General features: G+C 35.2%; 20 protein-coding genes. 17 read left to right on the plus strand and 3 right to left on the minus strand.

What is annotated here, in order from left to right; translation table 11 throughout:
* Positions 1–45 precede the first annotated feature (45 nt).
* Positions 46–1,329: a mechanosensitive ion channel family protein gene (locus IEV50_RS13105; protein WP_188415042.1), complete on the plus strand. Its 1,284-nt coding sequence runs from the start codon at positions 46–48 to the stop codon at positions 1,327–1,329.
* Positions 1,330–1,541: 212 nt separating this feature from the next.
* On the opposite strand, the gene IEV50_RS13110 is transcribed toward IEV50_RS13105, so the two are convergent.
* A complete protein-coding gene (locus IEV50_RS13110; RefSeq protein WP_188415043.1) occupies positions 1,542–2,369 on the minus strand; it encodes an alpha/beta hydrolase family protein in 828 nt (275 codons plus the stop codon).
* 262 nt (positions 2,370–2,631) lie between these two features.
* A complete protein-coding gene (locus IEV50_RS13115) occupies positions 2,632–3,009 on the minus strand; it encodes a DoxX family protein (RefSeq protein WP_188415044.1) in 378 nt (125 codons plus the stop codon).
* A 127-nt stretch (positions 3,010–3,136) separates the two neighbouring features.
* On the opposite strand from IEV50_RS13115, the gene hemA reads away from it, so the two are divergent.
* From hemA to IEV50_RS13175, 12 genes are all read left to right on the plus strand, one after another.
* Positions 3,137–4,363 (plus strand): glutamyl-tRNA reductase, encoded by a 1,227-nt coding sequence (hemA, locus tag IEV50_RS13120; protein WP_188415046.1) that lies wholly within the window; start codon positions 3,137–3,139, stop codon positions 4,361–4,363.
* Positions 4,364–5,052: 689 nt separating this feature from the next.
* On the plus strand, positions 5,053–6,633 hold the full coding sequence (gene hemC, locus IEV50_RS13125) for a hydroxymethylbilane synthase (RefSeq protein WP_188415048.1): 1,581 nt from the start codon (positions 5,053–5,055) through the stop codon (positions 6,631–6,633).
* Positions 6,634–6,992: 359 nt separating this feature from the next.
* Positions 6,993–7,961 (plus strand): porphobilinogen synthase, encoded by a 969-nt coding sequence (gene hemB, locus IEV50_RS13130; protein ID WP_188415050.1) that lies wholly within the window; start codon positions 6,993–6,995, stop codon positions 7,959–7,961.
* Positions 7,962–8,114: 153 nt separating this feature from the next.
* The gene (gene hemL, locus IEV50_RS13135) at positions 8,115–9,485 is read left to right on the plus strand and encodes a glutamate-1-semialdehyde 2,1-aminomutase (RefSeq protein ID WP_188415052.1); all 1,371 of its coding nucleotides are present in this window, start codon (positions 8,115–8,117) and stop codon (positions 9,483–9,485) included.
* A gap of 414 nt (positions 9,486–9,899) precedes the next feature.
* On the plus strand, positions 9,900–10,766 hold the full coding sequence (locus tag IEV50_RS13140; protein WP_188415055.1) for a sensor histidine kinase: 867 nt from the start codon (positions 9,900–9,902) through the stop codon (positions 10,764–10,766).
* 8 nt (positions 10,767–10,774) lie between these two features.
* On the plus strand, positions 10,775–11,479 hold the full coding sequence (locus IEV50_RS13145; RefSeq protein ID WP_109926856.1) for a response regulator transcription factor: 705 nt from the start codon (positions 10,775–10,777) through the stop codon (positions 11,477–11,479).
* Positions 11,479–11,994: a hypothetical protein gene (locus tag IEV50_RS13150; protein WP_188415057.1), complete on the plus strand. Its 516-nt coding sequence runs from the start codon at positions 11,479–11,481 to the stop codon at positions 11,992–11,994. Before IEV50_RS13145 ends, IEV50_RS13150 begins: the two co-directional genes overlap by 1 nt.
* Positions 11,995–12,186: 192 nt before the next feature.
* Complete coding sequence (gene hemE / locus IEV50_RS13155) at positions 12,187–13,212, plus strand: uroporphyrinogen decarboxylase (protein ID WP_188415059.1); 1,026 nt, start codon at positions 12,187–12,189, stop codon at positions 13,210–13,212.
* A 44-nt stretch (positions 13,213–13,256) separates the two neighbouring features.
* Positions 13,257–13,490: a hypothetical protein gene (locus tag IEV50_RS13160; protein WP_188415061.1), complete on the plus strand. Its 234-nt coding sequence runs from the start codon at positions 13,257–13,259 to the stop codon at positions 13,488–13,490.
* Between the two features lie 2 nt (positions 13,491–13,492).
* Positions 13,493–14,239, plus strand: coding sequence for an ATPase (locus tag IEV50_RS13165; RefSeq protein WP_188415063.1), 747 nt, complete (start codon positions 13,493–13,495; stop codon positions 14,237–14,239).
* Positions 14,236–14,790, plus strand: coding sequence for a CopD family protein (locus IEV50_RS13170; protein ID WP_188415065.1), 555 nt, complete (start codon positions 14,236–14,238; stop codon positions 14,788–14,790). The genes IEV50_RS13165 and IEV50_RS13170 overlap by 4 nt, the downstream gene beginning before the upstream one ends.
* Positions 14,791–14,944: 154 nt before the next feature.
* Positions 14,945–16,099, plus strand: coding sequence for a lipid A deacylase (locus tag IEV50_RS13175; RefSeq protein WP_188415067.1), 1,155 nt, complete (start codon positions 14,945–14,947; stop codon positions 16,097–16,099).
* A 32-nt stretch (positions 16,100–16,131) separates the two neighbouring features.
* On the opposite strand, the gene IEV50_RS13180 is transcribed toward IEV50_RS13175, so the two are convergent.
* Entirely contained in the window at positions 16,132–17,634 is a 1,503-nt protein-coding gene (locus tag IEV50_RS13180) for an IS1182 family transposase (RefSeq protein WP_188415069.1), read from the minus strand.
* A 202-nt stretch (positions 17,635–17,836) separates the two neighbouring features.
* Between IEV50_RS13180 and IEV50_RS13185 the strand changes: the two genes are divergently transcribed.
* From IEV50_RS13185 to IEV50_RS13200, 4 genes are all read left to right on the plus strand, one after another.
* Positions 17,837–18,442: a hypothetical protein gene (locus IEV50_RS13185; protein WP_188415071.1), complete on the plus strand. Its 606-nt coding sequence runs from the start codon at positions 17,837–17,839 to the stop codon at positions 18,440–18,442.
* Positions 18,443–18,656: 214 nt separating this feature from the next.
* Complete coding sequence (locus tag IEV50_RS13190) at positions 18,657–19,226, plus strand: RNA polymerase sigma factor (RefSeq protein ID WP_025146912.1); 570 nt, start codon at positions 18,657–18,659, stop codon at positions 19,224–19,226.
* On the plus strand, positions 19,207–19,947 hold the full coding sequence (locus tag IEV50_RS13195) for a hypothetical protein (RefSeq protein ID WP_188415073.1): 741 nt from the start codon (positions 19,207–19,209) through the stop codon (positions 19,945–19,947). Before IEV50_RS13190 ends, IEV50_RS13195 begins: the two co-directional genes overlap by 20 nt.
* A gap of 126 nt (positions 19,948–20,073) precedes the next feature.
* Positions 20,074–20,886 (plus strand): outer membrane beta-barrel protein, encoded by an 813-nt coding sequence (locus IEV50_RS13200; protein ID WP_188415075.1) that lies wholly within the window; start codon positions 20,074–20,076, stop codon positions 20,884–20,886.
* The last annotated feature ends 75 nt before the right edge of the window (positions 20,887–20,961 follow it).

The following is a 20,961-nucleotide window of genomic DNA, read 5'->3' on the forward strand; positions in this document are numbered from 1 at the left end:
TGAAGCACTTTATAATTTTTAACCAATAAACGCTAAATTGCCTTAATGAAAATCCCAGAGTTCCAATCTATATTTAATGAACTTAGAAACTGGCTTCTTGGTAAAGGCCTTGCAGATAATGAACTAATTTATTCCTACTTCTTTATCGGACTTGCTGGTGTAACGTTATTCCTATTCATTACTATTTTTATAACCAGGCAGGTTTTTATTGGAGCCGTAAAAGGGGCGAAAACGAAATCCAACTGGCAAACTGCCTTATTCGAGTTTAGGGTTTTCAGAGCATTTGCTTTAATTTTTGGCGCTTACATTATCTACAATGCCGTTCCGTTTGTTTTTATAGATTTTAAAAACTGGCTTTATTATGCTTTAATCTTTGCAAAGATATATATTGTTTTGGCTGTAATGTTTGCTATAAATGCATTTTTAAACGCATTGGTTTCTATTATGGAAGCATCCAGGAAATATGCGGATAAACCCATCAGAAGTTATAAACAGGTAGCTAAAATTGTATTTTATATTGTTGGTTTTGTAATGATTCTTTCAATTATCTTAAACGAATCTCCTTTATATATTTTCGGTGGATTTGGAGCGGTAACAGCGGTATTTATCTTAGTGTTTCGCGACCCGATTTTAGGTTTTGTAGCATCTGTACAAATGAGTGCCATAGATTTAGTTCGTGTTGGCGATTGGATTACTGTCGAAAAATATGGTGCCGATGGCGAAGTAACAGAGATTAATTTAACCACCATTAAAGTTCGTAACTGGGATAAAACAATAACTATTGTGCCAAGTTATGCCATTGTTAGTGAGTCTTTTAAAAACTGGCGGGCAATGGAAGAAAGCGAGGGCAGACGAATAAAACGCCACATTAATATTAAAATTTCAAGTATTAAATTTTGTGATGAAGAATTGATTACCCGTTTGCAAAGCATCGACTTTCTGAAAGACTATTTAAAGGAAACGCAATTACAAATTGCTAAGTTTAATGCAGAAAACGCAGTAAATCCAAATAATTTGGTTAATGGAAAACATATGACTAACATCGGTACTTTTAGGGTTTATGCGGAAAAATATTTGGAAAGCAACCCACACATCAATACCGATTTAACCTTTATGGTTAGGCAATTGCAGGCTACCGAAAACGGACTTCCGATTGAAATTTATGTTTTCTCAAAAGAAAAAGCACTTAAAAAATTTGAAGAAGTTGCCGCAGATATTTTCGATCATCTACTGGCTGCGGTTCCATATTTTGATTTAGAAATTTTTCAAAGCCCAAGCGGAAGTGATATGCGTGGTTTTGTTGGTAGAGGGAATGATTATGGTGTTTAATCAATCTTTTTTAAACAGCTTAACTGAACCTATCGTCATATTGAATTTATTTTAGCATCCTTCCTGCTAAATAGACCCTGAAAAGAATTCAGGGTGAAGACCGCCTGAACTCAAAAGTTAGTTTACTCACCAACCAGAATTTAAGCCAATTTTGCAATAAGATTGCTTCTTGAGGGTTTCAGATTCTTTGCAAACTCAGAATGACAACATGCTTATTCCTCTCCTAAAAACATCAAACACTTTTCGCAAACCTTAAATAAAAGCGGCGGTAAAGTCTCACCTTCAAAAGGTTGAGTTGCTCCATAAACATGATTTGCACCCTCAATTTTCAACAATCTGCTATTCGGATTTTTATCAGCCAGTTTCTGTGCGTGTTCAAAAGGAACATTTACATCATCATCACCCTGCACAATTATCCATGGAATATTAATCCGTTTTGAGGCATTGAGAATATCGAAAGTCTTTGCATTTTCTTCAAAATCTTCGAGTAATGTTACATTTAATGGCATTTGCTCTTTCGTTCTTGCATTGGCTACAAAGATTTTTCCGTTCTTTTTCCATTCTGTTTCTTGCTCTTTTTTCCACAAACTATTAAAACTAGAAATGGCACTCCAGGTAATTAATTTGTTAATTCTTAAATCGTTAGCAGCCTCAATAATAGCTAAGCCACCACCGCGACTATGTCCAATTAAATTTACTTGAGTATCTTTGCCATAAGCTTTTTCAATAAAATCTAGTACCGCATTTACATCAAAAAGTTCTTTTGAAACAGTGTTGCTGGCGAAAGTTTCCATGTCGGTAACGTCTTTCGGGTTATCGACAGAGACGCCGCTGTGCGATAAATTAAATTTAATGTATTTGTAGCCATTGCTTGCGAAATATCTAGCAACTAAATTATGCGCACCCCAATCTTTAAAGCCTTTAAAGCCATGAACAAAAAGTATAATAGGCGTATTTTGATTTTTACTATCGAAAGTGATGTCGCCGATAATTAATTTTCCATCGGCTCCACTTAGGCTGAATTCGTTTTGTGTAATCATATTTTATAAATTGATTCAAATTATAAACCTACTAAATTTGATTTTGTTATTATGTTTTCTTCTAAGGTTTAGAAATATTTTAAAAAACTTTGAGGGGTTTTTCTTTGTATGGGCCAGGGGGAGGTTTTAAGTTCTTAGTACATACCCAAGTTCTCTAAACCCGATTGAACGGAAAGCCACAATTTTTCATTGTGCTTGCAGGTAAAGCGGGGCTAACCTAAAAATGAAAAATAGAACCCTGCTTTTCTAATGATAAGAAAAATTACTTATCAGAATTTCTGAAATAATACCAAGCCCAACCAACAAAAAACAATTGAAAAGGTAACCTTATCCATGCTATAAATGGTGTGACCAAAATTTTTCCGAGCATAAAAGGCGCTATCTGAATCATATAAATATGAGCAGGCATAAATGATATGAGCATTAAAATAATTAGAAGCGAAGCAAGCTTTCTAGTATTTTTAAAAAATAATAAAATACCCAAAATAATTTCAACCACGCCAGATAGGTAAATTAAAAATCCATGTTCTGGCAACCATTTTGGCATTATAGCGTAATAGCCATCAGTGGAGATAAAGTGATTACATCCTGCTAGGATATAGAAAACGGCATAAATCCAAAGTAAAATTCTATAAAGCATAAAAGTTTGTAGTTATTTTGTATTTATTTAAAACCGTTCTAAATTGATGTATATTACAGGTTAATGACAGTCACATGCCTTAGCCATGTTACTTTTGTGTCCCGATAATAGTTAACAAAGTAAGCACTTGGAATATTTAAAAGTAATAGCTTTTACGCATCATCACATCGACCTAAAATCTTTAGGAAAGTTAGTTATTTGTGGCGAAAGTTTGGACAGTAGGTTAAAGAATATTCAAACTGAACTTCCTGTTAGCGAGATTTTCTACATTGGAACTTGTAATCGTGTAGAGTTTGTATTCCTAACCAAAGAAAAAACCGATAAAGAATTTGTAACTAAATTCCTTACTGTTTTGGATATGGGCTTCCCTCCAGAATTTATGGAGCGTTTTCTTGATAATGTTTCAGTTTACGAAAATGAAGAAGCGTTTAATCACCTTTTAAGAACTTCTTGTTCTTTAGAAAGTTTAGTGGTTGGAGAAAAAGAAATTTTAGCACAAATCCGTAAAGCTTACGAAAGTTGCCGTGATGCCGGTTTTACTGGCGATTACATGCGTATGATTATGGATAGGGTAGTAAAAACTGCGAAAGAAGTTTATACCCACACCAATATTTCAAAAAATCCCGTTTCTGTTGTTTCATTAGCTTACCGCAAATTAAAAGAATTAAACATGTGCGGCAATTCCCGCATTTTAATTATTGGTGCAGGCGAAACCAACCAAAATATTGCAAAATACCTTAACAAGCATAAATATTCAAATTTCTCAATTTTTAATCGTACGCTTTCCAAAGCCGAAACCTTAGCCGAAGAGTTAAATGGTAAAGCTTTTCATTTAGAGGCTCTAGAGAATTTTACTGATGGTTTTGATGTTATCATTACTTGTACGGGTTCTACTGAAGCGATTATTACCGAAGAACTATATGCTAAATTGCTTAATGGCGATACAGGCAAAAAGGTAATTGTAGATTTAGCCATCCCGAACGATGTTGCTCCTGCAGTTGTTCACAATAATCCAATTCATTACATCGAGGTAGAATCTTTAAAAGAGGTTGCGCGTAAAAATATCCAAGAACGTTATAACGAATTGGTGCATGCGGAAGATATTATCAGCGCAAATATTACTGAATTTTTTACCGTATTAAAACAACGCCGAATTGAATTGGCCATGCAGGATGTGCCAAGAAAGATTAAAGAAATTAAAAATACAGCAATTAATGGTGTGTTTGCAAATGAAATTAGTCAAATGGACGATGCATCTCGCGAAGTTTTAGAACGCGTTATGAACTACATGGAGAAAAAATGTATTAGTGTTCCAATGATTATGGCCAAAGAAATTTTGGTTAATCAATCTTAATTTAACAGCAAAGTTCGCAAAGTTTTTGTCGCAGAGAACTCCAAAGTAAATCTTATATTTCCATATATTCTTAAAAATCAAGATAATTTAAAAAACAGGGTTCTGTGCGGTTCAGTTAATTCAATCCCGCTTTTTGTTACAATCTTTTTACGGTTGTCAGTGTGAGCCTGTCGAAGACCTGCACCAAAAAGTATTTACACTTCAATCGGGTTTAAAGATTTTGAAACTGTGCTTTTAAGTTAAAAAAACAGCCGTAAAATGGGAGATGAGTTGCAAAACGCCTATCCTGAAAATTGCTAAACAAACTTACAATTTATCACCGCCTTTCCAAAGAACGAGGATTGGCCTACTAAATGAGGGAAGTAAAAAACATTGAAACCGTTTGCATAAATATTTCATGCCACCATTGGCTAAATTATTTTCAGCCTGTGCAGAGGAAAGAGCAAAGCAAAGGCCTTAAATAATTTTCAAAAACGGTTTGACGAATTTTTACGACATCATTTACAAGCCTTGATTTTTTGATTACTTTTTTATCAAGAAAAAAGTAATAAGCCTCGCGGTTAGCGGAAATATTTATGTCAATTAAAACCCATAAACCTAAAAATTCTGTAACCTCACTGTCTCATTTTTAAACATTTTACAAGATAAAGCCGTATTTAGTTAGATTTGTAAATCATTTAACAAAAACAGTGAAGAAATTAACCATCGGAACACGCGGTAGCGATCTGGCTTTATGGCAAGCAAATCATATTAAAAATGAATTGTCTGCTATAGGAATAGAAGCTGAAATAAAAATCATTAAAACGCAGGGCGATAAAATCCTGAATTTAAGGTTAGATAAATTAGAGGGAAAAGGTTTTTTTACCAAAGAACTGGAGGAAGAACTTTTGGAAGGAACAATCGATTTGGCCGTACATTGCCTTAAAGATTTACCAACTAATCATCCAGATGGTTTAATGATTGCTGCAATTCCACCTCGTGAAGAAGCATCTGAATATCTTTTAATTTTAAAAGATTGTGTAGATGTTTCTCAAAAACTGTCATTAAAAAAGGGAGCAATGGTTGGTACTTCATCCAATCGCCGTAAAGCTCAACTATTGGGTTTACGCCCCGACTTAGAAGTGATAGATTTACGCGGAAATGTTCCAACTCGCATTCAAAAACTTAGAGATGAAGATTATGATGCGATTCTGATTGCTAAAGCCGGCGTAAAACGTCTTGACCTAGATGTTAGCGATTTGCACGTAGAAGAATTAGAAACTACTGAATTTGTTTCTGCGCCAGCTCAAGGTGCTTTAGCAATTCAGATTAGAGAAAACGATAGTGAGCTTTTTAATGCGCTTCAAAAATTACATCATGAGGAAACAGCAGAGGAAGTAGGTGTAGAACGTAAGGTTTTGAATATTTTTGAGGGTGGCTGCCACATGCCTTTGGGGTGTTATTGTAGAAAGGAGAATGGCAAGTTCGAAGTTTGGACATCTAAAGCCGAAACAGCAGATGATTTTCCGGAGCGTTTATTTTTGCGTGCTGATACCACGGAAGGTCTAGCCGAAAAAATTGTTGCAAAATTTAGTACGGAAAGAAAAAAACCAGCAAAAGTTTTCATCTCACGAGAAATTGGTGAGCATAGTTATTTCCGCAGAGCACTAGAAAATAATAATATAGAAATTGAGGGACGTTCGTTGATTCGTACTTTTCCAATAGTTACCATTTTAGACCAATTCATACTAAAAAACATCGACTGGATTTTCTTTAGTAGTAGAAATTGCGTAGAATATTTCTTCAACCTAAAACCGCAATTGCCTAAAAAAACTAAATTTGGTGTTGTAGGAAGAGGCTCGGAAGATGCCTTGCGTAAATTCGGTCACTTTGCAGATTTTGTTGGTGCAAGTGGTGATATTACTGAAGTAGCAGAAGATTTTGCAAAATTGGTTTCTGCCAAAAATGTATTGTTTCCAAGGGCCCAGGATTCTTTGCAATCAATTCAAAAATCTTTACCAGCAGATGCTAAAATTATCGATTTACCGATTTACGAAACCGTAATAGAAGAAAATATCGACCAGAGTTATGCAGACGTTTTGATTTTTACCAGTCCATCAAATGTTGACGCTTACTTTGCCGATAATTTATTAGAGCCAGGACAACAAGTAATTGCTATTGGTAACTCAACAGGGAAGAAATTTAATGAAATGGGCGTGAGTTATGCTTTGCCGTATTCACCAGATGAAATTGGTTTGGCGGAAGCTGTTTTTGGAATAGAAATAAAGTAGAAAGGTTTAAGGTAGAGGGTTTGGGAGTATAAAAAGCTTAAAGATTAAAGTTGAAAGACCAAAGCGAAGAGACAGACAAGCCGAAAACTATTTTTTTGATATACTAAGCAGGATTCTCTAAACCCGATTGAAGTGGAAAGCCTTTTTTTTCAGAAGTTAAAAAAGCTTGCAACGAAAAGCGGGACTATAGCAATCGAAGAAATACTGAAAATGCTTTCCATATTATGAGTATGCTCAATATGACAAAATGTTTCGTTAAGACACAAAATACAGCGTTCTAAAAATTAATACATTTCAAGTCTTGATACTTGATACTAAATACTTGATACTAATAATTCTAAATACTTGATACTAATAAAATGTTACATCGTCCGAGGAGATTAAGGAAAAACCCGTTGATTAGAGAGATGGTAGCCGAAACTCGACTATCGAAAGATATGTTTGTGTACCCTTATTTTGTGGTGCCAGGTACGAAAGTAACCCATGCAATTGATGCAATGCCTGGTGTAAACCATTATTCGGTTGATACCCTAGTTAAGGATGTTGAAGCAGGAATGAAGAAAGGCTTGAATAAAATCATGCTTTTTGGAGTTGGCGATGAAAAATCGGCGGAAGCAAAATCTGCTTATCACGACCATTCGTTAGTACCTACAGCAGTGCGTGAATTAAAAAAGCAATTCGGGGAAGATTTATATGTAATTACAGATGTTTGCGTTTGTTCTTATACTACTCATGGTCATTGTGGTATTTTGGAAAACGATTATGTTCAAAACGATAAAACAGTTGAGGTAATTGCTAAAATGGCTTTAACACATGCGCAAGCCGGTGCAGATATGTTTGCACCATCTGATATGATGGACGGGCGAATCGAAGCGATGCGAAATTTGCTGGATGAAAACGGTTTTGTAAATGCAGCCATTATGAGTCATGCTACAAAGTTTGCATCTGCTTATTATGGTCCTTTTAGAGAAGCAGCAGATTGTGCACCAAGTAAAGGCGATAGAAAAGCTTATCAAATGGATTTTAGAAACCCTTTGGAAGCCTTGCGAGAAGCGCAACTAGATGAACAAGAAGGCGCAGATGTTTTGATGGTTAAACCGGGACTGGCATATCTGGATATCATTCAGCGGTTAAAGCAAGATACAAACTTGCCAATCGCAGTTTATAATGTTTCGGGCGAATATTCAATGGTTAAAGCTGCTGCAGAACGTGGCTGGATTGACGAACAAAAAGTAGTAATGGAAACAATGCATGCCTTTGCAAGAGCTGGAGCAAGTATTATTACTACTTACCACATTAAAGATATTTTAAATAACGATTGGATTTAAAAAGGTGGAGGGTTAAGGGTTTAGGGCTTAAGGTTTTGACCAATTCGATAACAATTCCATCAATAAATAAATATAGGTATTATGATGTTTAGGTTTTTAGGCTTAATGCTTTTACCTTAAACCTTACGCCTTTTACCTTATACCTTAATAAAGATGTTAGATTCATTAAAGAAAATGTTTTCAGGCAGCGAGGCCGATGTTCCGGTAAATACAGGTAGTAAACCTGATATTTCGAGGGTAAAATCAGCAGAGTTGTATGAGAAATCAAAAACCTATTTCCCTGGAGGAGTAAACTCACCGGTTAGGGCTTTCAAGTCTGTTTATGGTACGCCACTTTTTATTGAAAAAGGCGATGGTTGCTATATTTGGGATGCTGATGGCAATCAATTTATTGATTTCTGTGGAAGTTGGGGGCCTTTAATTTTAGGACATAATAATTCTAAAATCCGGGAGAAGGTTACCGAAGTGATGCAAAACGGAATGAGCTTTGGTGCGCCAACTGCTTTAGAAAATGAACTGGCAGAATTGATTATAAAAAACAATCGTTTTGTAGAGAAAATTCGTTTTACGAGTTCAGGAACAGAGGCTGTAATGTCGGCGATTCGTTTGGCCAGAGGTTTTACGGGTAGAGATAAAATTTTAAAATTTGAAGGTTGTTACCATGGTCATACAGATTCGCTTTTGGTTAAAGCAGGGTCGGGTTTAGTAACTTTTGGTGAAACTTCTTCTGCCGGTGTTCCAAAATCGTTTGCTGAAGAAACCATTGTAATTCCTTTGAATGATACGGCTGCGATTGAGCAAGCTTTTGCTCAATTTAAAGACCAAATTGCTGCGGTGATAATCGAGGGTATTCCTGCAAATAACGGATTAATTATTCAGGATGAGGATTATATTCATTTCTTACGTAAAATTTGCACCAAGAATAATTCATTATTGATATTTGATGAAGTAATTACCGGTTTCAGAGTTGGTTTTGAGGGAGCAGCGGCGTATTACGGTGTAAAGCCTGATATCGTAACTTACGGCAAAATTATTGGCGGCGGTTTGCCTGTTGGTATGTATGGCGCATCTGCTGAAATTATGTCGCACATTTCTCCAGACGGTGCAGTCTATCAGGCAGGTACTTTATCTGGTAATCCGGTGGCTATGGCTGCAGGCATCGCAACTTTAACAGAACTTAATAAATCGAGTTTCTATAAAGATTTGAACAATAAAACTCAAGATTTTGTTGCCAGTATTCAGCGTTTTGCTACTGCTAGAAATTATAAATTTAAGGTTTTTACAGTTGGTTCTATTTTCTGGTTTGCCTTTACAGATAAAGATAAAATTCAATCGGCTGATGATATTGATGCAAGCAGCATGGAGAAATTCAAAATTATGCATCGAGAGTTGTTGAATCGCGGAATTTATTTAGGTCCATCGGGATATGAAGTTGGCTTTGTTTCTGCAGCACATACGAAGATTGAGTTAGAGAAAGCGAAGAGGGCGATTTTTGAGGCATTAGATTTGGTTTTTAGGTCGTAGCATCAGCCCTTGCGGCTGATAGTTTTTACGATAGAGAAAACGGAGATTTTCAAAGAGAATAAAGAGTTTTCAACCATGTAAGACATATAAGAAAATATAAGCTTATTGTGTCGTTGTAACAAGGTTTTAAACTTTGAGGGGAATTCCCCTTTTTTAGAGAGGTGCCAGAAAGGCAGGGTGTTTCTTATTTTAGGCACAAACCCAAGTTATCTAAACCCGATTGAAGTGGAAATACTTTTTGATGCAGGTCTTCACAAGCTCAGACTGACAATCGCAAAAAGATTGTAACGAAAAGCGGGACTGAAATAACCGAAGAAAACAGAAACTTGCTTTTCAAATTTCGACTATACTCAGTATTAATATGCTAATAAATATTTTAAAATCCTTAAATTATAAAAATCCTGATAAAGACAGATGAAAAAATCCATCATAATCTTTTACGCTTTATTACTTTACGCCTTAATTCAGCTTGTTTCTTGGGGTACTTTAGTGGTGCGTTTGCAACCCAGCCGCATGACGATGATTATGGGTGAAGGCTCTGTATTTTTATTTCTGTTGTGCATTGGCGGTTATTTTCTGCATCAATCGTTAAAACGTGAGGATAAATTAAGAGAGCAGCAACAGAATTTCTTGATGTCGATCACACATGAGTTAAAATCACCTCTGGCCGCCATAAAACTTTCCATCCAGACTATTGTTAAAAGAGATTTGGACAAGGCACGACAAACATCTTTACTGAATAATTCTTTAAAAGACATTGAACGCTTGGATGATTTAGTGGAAAATATGTTATTGGCAACCAAGATTGAAAACCGTTCTTACACCTTTCCAAAAGAGGAATTTAATTTTTCAGAATTGGTTTATAAAATTACAGATAGGTTGCAGGTTCACTCGTGTGGCAATGAGCAACTGATTAATGCCCAAATTCAGCCAAATTTGCAGTTAATGGGTGACAAATTTGCCTTATCGTCAGTAGTTACAAATTTGATAGAAAATGCGGTTAAGTATTCGAGTCCTTGTGATGAGGTAAATGTGCTTTTAGATGAAGTAGATGGACATTTAAGATTATGTGTAATTGATAAGGGGCCTGGTATTTCAGATGCCGAAAAAATGTTGATATTTGATAAGTTTTACCGCGTTGGTAATGAGAATGTCAGGAAAGCGAAAGGAACAGGTTTAGGCTTGTTTATTGTGAAAGAGGTTTTACAATATCATGATGCAGATATTACAGTTAAAGACAATTTGCCTCAAGGAAGTATTTTTGAAGTAACATTTAGTTAATCTCAATTATGTCACAAAAATTAAGAATTCTATTGGTAGAAGACGAGGATCACTTGTTAGATGCTATCAAATTAAACCTCGAACTTGAGGGTTATAAAGTTCATGCCGTTAAAGATGGCAAAACCGCTCTTAAAATATTCAAAGAAGAACGCTTCAATCTAATTATTTTAGATGTTATGTTGCCAGAAATGGATGGTTTCCAGGTTTGTGAAACCATACGTTTGGAAAATGCAGAAGTTCCGATTATGTTTTTAACAGCTAAAAACACATCTGAAGACCGAGTTTTAGGCTTGAAAAAAGGAGCTGATGACTATTTAGTTAAACCATTTAACTTAGAAGAGTTGATTCTTCGTGTGGGTATTTTGGTTAAACGCAGTTTAAAATCTGATGATTTAAAAGAATTAAATTCTTACAAAATCGGTGATAAAACCATCTATTTTAATTCATTCGAATTGAAACATGATGATGGAACAATCACACCGTTAACCAAAAAGGAAACGATGTTATTGAAACTGTTAATTGAGCGTAAAAATGACGCGGTTTCTCGCGAGCAGATTTTAGAAACTGTTTGGAATTATGATGTTTATCCATCAACCAGAACGATTGATAACTTCATTTTAACATTCCGTAAATACTTTGAGCCAGACCAGAAAAATCCTGTTTATTTCCATTCTATTCGTGGTGTGGGCTATAAGTTCACTGATATTCATTAATGTATAGCAGTCTCGGCAGATATGTGTTGATGACCGTTTTTGTGCTTGCAGCATTGGTTTGTGTTTATTTCAATCAATACGAGTTGGCAGCAGTTGCAGGCTTTCTGTTTGTTTTTGTAATTTGGAGTCATTTCAGGCATAGTTCTGTTTTAATGGCCTCTAAATATTTTAAGAACAATGAATTTTCTAAAGTGAAGCTGATGCTTGCAGAAGTTCCAAATCCGGAAAGGTTATCAAAAAACCGACGGGGCTACTATGAATTTATGCAAGGTAACATGGCCTTGAAAGAAGAGGATTACGAAAAAGCAGAATATCATTTTCAATTGGCAAGTCGTTTTCCTGTTGGTGGCAAAACCCAAAAGGGCTACGTTTTGATACACTTAGCTAATCTCGCTCTGCGAAAAAAGGATAAGGAAAGAGCCGAAGCTTACGTTAGTTTAGCGAAGGAACTTGCAGAATCGACACGTTCGAAAGATATAATTGTTAAGATTGAAAAAGAAATAAGTAAATTATAATACTCGTATTGTCATTTTGAGAAACGAAATACCGCTTTAGGCATAAAAAGGTACTTCGTTTTTTTTTTATTTATACATTTGCGGAATTAAAAATTTTCTCAATCGTCATGCTGAATTTAGTTCAGCATCTTTCTAGCTATTAAGACCCTGAAATGAATTCAGGGTGACGATGGTAAGACACAATAACAAATCATGAAGAATAATTTATTTTTAGACGCAGCATTTTCTAAACAAACAGAACGTCCACCTGTGTGGATGATGCGTCAGGCTGGTCGTTTTATGCCACAATACTGGGAGATTAAGAACAAATACTCTTTTTTAGAGATGTGCAAAACCCCGGAAATTGCGGCTGATGTTACGATGTTACCTGTTGATTTATTGGGTATTGATGCAGCGATTTTATTCTGTGATATTTTAGTAACCGGCGAGGCAATGGGTGGCGATTTGAGCTTTACTCAAGGTGTTGGTCCGAAGTTTGCAAACCCGGTACGCACTGCACAAGATGTAGAAAATTTAAATGTTGATTGTTTGGATGAATTGCAGTACGTAGCTGATGCCATTAAAGTAATTCAACAGCGGTTAAATGGAAGTATTCCTTTAATCGGTTTTGCTGGTGCGCCTTTTACGGTAATGAGTTACTTAATTGAAGGTGGTTCATCAAAGGATTTTAAATTAACCAAGCTTTTTATACACAACCAACCTGATTTGGCACATAAGCTTTTAGCGAAAATTGCTAAAGTAACGGCTGATTATTTGAATCTTCAAATTGCGGCTGGTGTAAATGCTGTTCAGATTTTTGATAGCTGGGCGCTTGCTTTATCATGGAATGATTATCAGGAGTTTTCACACCGTTATATTCAGGAGATTATTTCCAATTTAAACAGAAAAGATATTCCGGTAATTTCTTTCTGTAAAGGAAGTTCGGTTTTTGCACCGATGATGGCAGAGGCTAAACCTAATGTGATTTCGGTTGATTGGAATGCAGATTTACTGAACATTAAAAATGCTTTGCCTGCTGGTATTGCCGTTCAAGGGAATTTAGACCCGCATATTCTATACGCAGACCAATCGGTAATTAAAGCACAAATTCATAAACTGTTCGAACGCATGCGTGGAACTGAAGGTTTTATTTTTAACTTAGGTCATGGCATTATGCCTGATATTCCTTTCGAGAATGTGAAATATGCGATTGAGGTGGTAAAAGAGTTTAAGTATTAAATTACAAGTCTTCTTCGTATATTAGCTTAAATTATTTTTGATTCATGAACGTTAAATCGCCACAAGACGAAGATAAATTACCCATTAAAAAGGTAATTGATGCCATAAATAAATCGATGGATGATGTTCTTCGTGTAGTTGATGCTATGAATTTAGGTAGAACTGAAGTAAAACCTGATGGTGTTTACAGAACTTTCAACAATGGAGAAACAATAAAAATTTCTTCAGGAAGTTTCGCAAAAAAAAAAGTTACTAATAAGAGGATTAAACTGTTTTAATAATGGCTACTAAGCCTAAGTTAAGAATTTTTGCGGGGCCTAACGGTTCGGGTAAAACCACTCTATACAGTTCTATAAAACCTATTTATTTCTCTACACGGCTTTTTGTAAATGCAGATAACTTAGAATCAGATTTTAAGAAAAATAACTTTCTAAATCTTTCAGAATTTGATATTATTTGTTCGCAAACTGAATTCGAAGAATTCTATTTATTAAATGGTTTGTTTACTAAAGCTGGTTTCAAAGCAGATAGCTGGAATTTAGTTATAAAAGAAAACGTCATTGTTAAGGGTGAAAATGATTTGCGCAATTATAATTCCTATCACTTTGCAATAATAGCTGACTTTATTCGCCACAAATTAATTGAATCTAAAAAATCATTTTCTTTCGAAACGGTTTTCTCACACCCGTCTAAATTGAAACTCATTGAATTTGCCCACCAAAATAACTACAAGATTTATCTATACTTTATTGGAACAGAAACGCCTGCGATGAACTTAGAGCGTGTAAAGGATAGAGTAAAAAAGGGTGGTCATTCTGTTGATGATGATAAAATAGAAAAGCGTTATTTTCTTACAATGGATTTACTTATAAATATGTTAAAAGAGGTTGATGAAACTTATCTTTGGGATAATTCAGGTGCTAGGCATATTTATTTGGGAAATATAAAGAATGGAACTTTGAATCTAGAGTTTTTGAATATTCCAAATTGGGTTGACACATATATTCTGAAAAAAATTAAATCATGATAGAAATCCTTTTGCCATATTATCGCTACTTCATCGCAGTACATGTTGTTTTCGTAATTAGCTGGATGGCAGGGTTATTCTATATTTTAAGTTTATTCATTTACCATACAGAAGCAAACGATAAGCCTGAGCCTGAGAAAAGCATTCTTGTAAAGCAATTCATAAAAATGGAGGCAACTTTATGGAACATAATTGCAACACCAGCGATGATTATTTCTGTTTTAGCTGGCGTATCAATGCTTAGTTTAAGCCCAGGCTTGCTCCAAACCGATTGGATGTGGGTTAAACTCGGTTTTGTAGTAGGGTTGTTAATTTATCATTTCATTTGCCAAAATATTGTTAGGCAACTTAAAAATAATCAATTTAAAATGACCAGTTTTCAACTTCGATTGTGGCGAGAATTGGCAACTATTTTTATGATAGCAATTGTCTTTATCGTAATTTTAAAAAATTCATTAAATTGGATTTACGGTTTACTTGGGATAATGGGCGTTGCATTGGCGATTATGATTGCAGTTAAGTTGTATAAGAATTATCGGTTGAAGAAATAGGCGAGAAGAGTAAAGCAGAAAGACCAAAGCAAAAAAGACACAGGCATTCTTTGTTTTCCTTGCGTAAACTTCTATTTAGTTCTTAATACTTGATAGTCGTTACTTTATACTTTACGAAAAAACTATCCTAAATTTGCAGCATAAAACCAAGCTCATGTTAAAAATAACAGGTCTGAAAAAAACCTTACTCTTTATAACTTTTCTTTTTACTTCATATTTTGCCTCAGCACAGTTTAATCAGTCGGCTTTTGAGAATAGAATTCGTCCGGATAGTAGCTTAACCAACGAGGTTCATTTTAATTTTTACAACTTCAATTACGTTCGGAATTACGAGTACACCAACGATTTTCACGACGGTTATACTTTGTATGGAACGCAACTGCAACCGCAAATTGTGTATTATGCACACCCAAATTTGGCCATAACCGCCGGTGCTTTTATTCGCAAGGATTTTGGTAGAAATGGAATCACCGATGCAAAACCTTTGTTCAGTTTAAAATATCATAAGCGCAATTTAACTTTGATTTTCGGAAGTTTAGAAGGCGGCATTCAGCATAAATATATCGAGCCACTTTACGATTTTGAAAGAACGATAACTACACCAATTGAATATGGAACACAGCTACTGGTAGAGCGCAAAAAATTCAATCTAGATGCCTGGATTGCCTGGCAGAAAATGATTTACACAGGCGAAGCTGCCAAAGAAGAAATCATAGGAGGTTTATCTACAGAAAGTACAATAGCCGAAAATAATGGCTGGAAGTTTAGTTTTCCTGCACAGTTTTTGGCTTTCCATCAAGGCGGCCAAATTGATGTGTTAAAGGAAATTCCAATTAGTACCGTTTTTAACGGGGCTGCGGGATTGAAATTACACAAAGCTATTAACACCAACATCAAACAGGTTTATACAGACAATTATATCGCGGTTTATAAGGATTTTTCGCCCGATAAAAGAAGAGCTTATCAAGGTGGTTTTGGTATGTGGTTAAACGCCGGCGTAGAAAGTAAATGGGGTAGTTTGGTGGCTTCTTATTGGAAAGGAAATAACTTCATTTCTATTAAAGGAATGCCTCTATATGAATCGGTTTCGAGTAATTTATATACCAATGGCTTAAAACAGAGTGGCAGAAACATTGTTTCGTTACGGTACGCTTATCAAAAAGAACTGATTCCACATTTATATCTTGATGTTCGTTTCGAACCACATATCGATTTAGATAATATGGATAAGCAACTTCAGTTTAACCATTCGTTTTTCTTGACTTACAAACAAGATTTTAAGTTGTTTAAGGTTAAGAGGAAAGATTAAAATTTCCGTCAGCTAGAGTGAGTGTTGCACAACTAGGACTGGTAGCCCAAAGTTAAAATTAAATGGCATCTATTAGGATCATGATGAAATTGGGTTACAGCTGGATTTATTTGTCGAGAAATCATCAGAGAGATCTTTTTGTGGACTTTATTGCCTGTATAAGCCACAATTTTAACCATTCTTTGCAAACCCTCATCCAATTTTGTTTTACACTTTAATAGTTTTTTAAGGTTGTACGCTGCAGCAGCCATTGTCAAGCATTTATTTGCCTGACTTATGCCCCTTGAACTCACTTTTTTTATCCCCAGATAGTTGACCAGCGTTCCGATTACCGGTTCTACCGTACTTTGCCTTTTTTTCATCATGCGGGCTGCTTTTTTGGTTTGCATCCTTAAATGCATTTGATCATAATAGGGTTTATCTTTTGTGGATTTAACTACCATATACTTTCTGTTACCAATGCAGGTATCTTTAAAAGGGCAGTCCATACAATTCTTTCGGGCAATCATGTATCGCTTATCATTTTCGCTGAATCCTTTAAAAGTTAAGGATTTTCCATTTCTACATTCATAATAATCCCCTTGCGGATGGTAGGTAAAACCTTTCTTCTCATAGATGAACCTACCAGTATTGGGAATGTAACCCGTAAGATCCATTGCAGAAAGAGCTTTTAGGGAATTGCCACTGCTATAATTCGTATCTGCTATTATTTCCTCCAGGACCAGATTATTTTCTCTTAAAGTATCGGCCACACGAACCAGAATTGCAGGTAGGCATTGGCTATCGCGTTTATCTGCATGGAAGACTTGTACATGAGTAATGACATGAGAGGCTGTATCCACACTAACTTGTCCGAGATAGTTCAGATTAGATACCTTTCCTGGTTTTATTGATAAGCGAGAATCCGGGTCTACAGGGCTATACTGGGTATTATTGGTAAACTTTGAGCCCTTTGAAAGCATGGCGCCCTGTTTTTCGTCTGAATCTATTTTAGCCGCTGTAAGCTCCTCATTGGAGGCTAACTCCTGATTGTAAATAGAAAGGTCATCCAGGATTTCTTTCTCCAGCATACGCTCAATAGAGGCATTGGCTTTAATAAATACGCTATCTACAGCCTGCCGTTTACCTGAAACCATTCCTTTCTGGATACATTGTTTGAGTATATTTTTAAAAAGCTCGGTAAACACTTCTTCGCCATATAGCTGTCTGGTTCTACTTAGAGTGCTGTGCCATGGGAGCTCTTCATCTAGATCATATCCAATAAAATATCGAATATCCAGCCTTAAACGCAAGGCATTGATGATACGACGATCACTAACAAGGTTTTCAAGATAGCCTGCCAACATTAATTTCATAAATACCACAGGATCGATACTCTTCTGCCCCTCAGGTCCATAATAACTGGCTGTAGATTTATAAAGGAAATTAAAATCAATAAGTTCGTTTAAACGTCGGTAAATGTTGTCCGCAGGAATATGTTCCGACAACTGAAAAGTGAGAAATAATTTCTCCTGATAGATCTTCTTGCCTTGCATGATAACAATTTAATAAAAAACAAGATTAGTAGTCGAAAAGATTTTCAACAGATGTGAGTTGTGCAACACTCACTTTAGCCAACGGCAATAAAATGGAAATTGAATTAGTATAGAAGTCTGTTTTCTAACCAACTGCTTTGATTAAACCTATAAGGTTTTAAAAACCTTATAGGTTTACCCTATATTTAGGAAAAAAATTGCCATGAAATATGTAGATAAATTTCATCCCGACAATTTTTACCACATTTTTAATCATGCAGTTGGAAACGAAAACCTTTTCAATAGTCATGAAAATTATATCTTTTTTCTTTCCAGATTTGAGCATTATATTTATCCAATTGCAAAAACGTTCAGTTATTGCTTAATGCGAAATCATTTTCATTTTTTAATTCAAGTTAGAGATGAAAATATTATTAGGGAATTAGCAAACAATAATGATGAGGATTTCGACTTCCACAAATTTATTATGCAAAGGCTAAGCAATTTTCTTAATAGCTATGCTAAAGCATTTAATAAGCAAAATAACAGAAAGAGTGCACTTTTTTTAGATTTTACAAAAAGAGCTCAGATACAGGATGAAACATATTTTTTAAGATTAATTAATTACATTCATCAAAACCCAGTACACCATCAATTTTGTAAAACAGCCGCAGAGTGGTATTATTCATCGTATAACTCAATTATTTCTTTAAATAAATTTTCTAAACTAGAAAGGGATGCTGTTTTTGATTGGTTTGGCGGTATTGAAGAATTTGTAAATTTTCACCAAAAGGAAAAGTTTTCGAATTTTGATTTTTTAGATCTATAAGGTTTTTAAAACCTTATAGGTTTCAATTCATTTATCATTTCAAAGCAGCTAATATTACTTTCCAAATAAAATATATATCTTTCTGAAAGTATATTTACGATTTATCTTATTGATAATCAACCTATCAAAACCAATTTTAACTTTTATTTAACTTTTTTATATCTTCCATGCAACCAATGTTTGTAATCCAACATCTTCTATGTACAAACACACAATGAAATTGACGCGAAGTTATACGATAAACGATTTGATGGAGGGCTGCAAAGCTGGCGACCGGAAGATGCAGGAGCTGCTTTACAAGCAAACGGCATCAAAGATGTTAGCTGTTTGTATGCGGTACGCAAAAGACAGGATGGAGGCAGAAGATGTACTGCAAATGGGTTATATCAAAATTTTCCAAAAGATTAAGGAATACCGGGGTGATGGTTCTTTTGAGGGCTGGATTAGAAGAGTGATGGTAAACACTGCAATTGAAAGCTACCGCAAAAATTTACGCAGCTTAAATGTGGTTGAGATAGACGAAGCTTACGAACAACCATCAACAGGTTTTGATTTCGGTACTTTAGGTATGCAGGATTTGATGAAAGTGATACAAAAATTGGCAGATGGTTATCGAATGGTTTTCAACATGTACGTAATAGAAGGTTACTCGCATAAAGAAATAGGCGAAACGCTTGGCATATCAGAAGGAGCAAGTAAATCTCAGTTATCGAGAGCAAGAGCAATTTTAAAAGAAGAAATTATAAAAATGGAGGGATTTGGTTATGCAACCTATACAGGATAAGGATTTTGATAAGCTATTTAAAAATGCTTTCGAAGATGCAGAAATTACACCATCGAGAGATTTATGGAGCAGCATTGAAGGTGAAATTGAACCAAAGAAAAAAAGGATTATTCCTGTTTACTGGTTATCTGCAGCAGCAGTTTTATTAATCGCAACAGTTGGGGTTTTGGTTTATCAACAGCAAGAAGTTAAACCAAAGCAATTCGCAAATGTTGAACCTAAGGTTAAGCCAGTAGTAGAAACTCAAATGGTTAAAGATTCTGCAGAAAAACAAAGCTCACCGGAAGAAAAATTGGTTTTACCTGTTGCGTTAAAGGTTGAGGCTGTAGCGAAAACTAAGGTTTTAGAAAGTAATAAACCTGTAGGAAAACCAAAAATAGTTACCGCCCCGGAAATGCAAAAACAAGAAACTGTGATTGCACAAGTAATACCGACTCAAGAAATTATCAAAAAGAAAATTGATGAGGCCATTTTACAAACGAATAAGGAAACTGTAATCGCATCAACAGCTACAAATGTTAAACCTGATGATATAATCGATTATGAAAACCAAGCTGAAAGTAAAGGCATCCGTAATGTAGGCGACGTTGTTAACTTAATCGTGAATAAGGTGGATAAAAGGAAAGATAAGTTTATCCAGTTTCGTACCGATGATGATGACTCTTCACTTTCATCGATAAATATTGGTCCGTTTAAAATAGGGAAGAAAAATAAGAAATAGACCAAGGTTTTTAAGATTATAGGATTTTAAGATTAAAGCGTTTATTCATTCAATAATTCTTTTATTTAGCGATTCAGTCATTCTCTCATTCAATAATTCACTCATTCAAAAAAAAACACACAAAATATGAAACATCTAATTTTTACAACACTTTTGGTAAGCGGGCTTGCCGGTGTTATGGCTCCAAGGGCATTTGCGCAACAAGATACTGTTGCAATGGATACCGTAGTTAAGAAGAAAAAAGCAAAATACACCTTAAATATTGGCGGTGGAAATATAATTACCAAAACAGATTCTACTGAGGATGTTAAAAAAGGCCGTTTTGTTGGAGGGATTACGTTTACCAGAGTAGATTTAGGTTTCTCCAGATTAATTGATAATGGTGACTTCAATTTATCGCCAAACAATGAATTTTTAGATTATAAGGGCGGTAAAACCAGCACATTTTCTTTTGATGTTTTGCAATTTGGTTACCGCTTTAACTCCAATTTTAAGGTTTATGTTGCAGGCGGTTTCGATTGGACATTAATTCGTTTGAGAGATAATATTACCATTCAGAAAAACCAACCGACTTTAACTTATATAAACGAACCGATTGACTTTTCTAAAAATCGTTTCTCAAGCAGCTATGTGCATATTCCTTTAAACTTTGAGTTTCGCACCAAAGAGAACAATAAAGGCAAAAGATTCTACTTTGTTGTTGGTCCCGAAGTTAGTTTCTTGCTAAACGGAAAGGTTAAACAGATTAGCGAAGAACGCGGAAAAGAGAAACAGTATGATAGCTATCACTTTCAATCTGTTCGTTACGGTGGTACAGTTAGATTTGGATACGGTGGTTTAGGATTATTTACCAAATATTATTTCAATGATATGTTTACCACACCTGCACAAGCTGGCTTAAGAAACATGAGTTTTGGTGTCTCTTTTGGATTAAATTAGTTGTAGAATATATACGTCGGCAGTCAGAAGTCTGATGACAAATAAACGATTAAACAAATGAACCAATAAAATCCT

It is taken from the genome of Pedobacter mendelii, assembly GCF_014635725.1.
Taxonomy (GTDB): domain Bacteria; phylum Bacteroidota; class Bacteroidia; order Sphingobacteriales; family Sphingobacteriaceae; genus Pedobacter; species Pedobacter mendelii.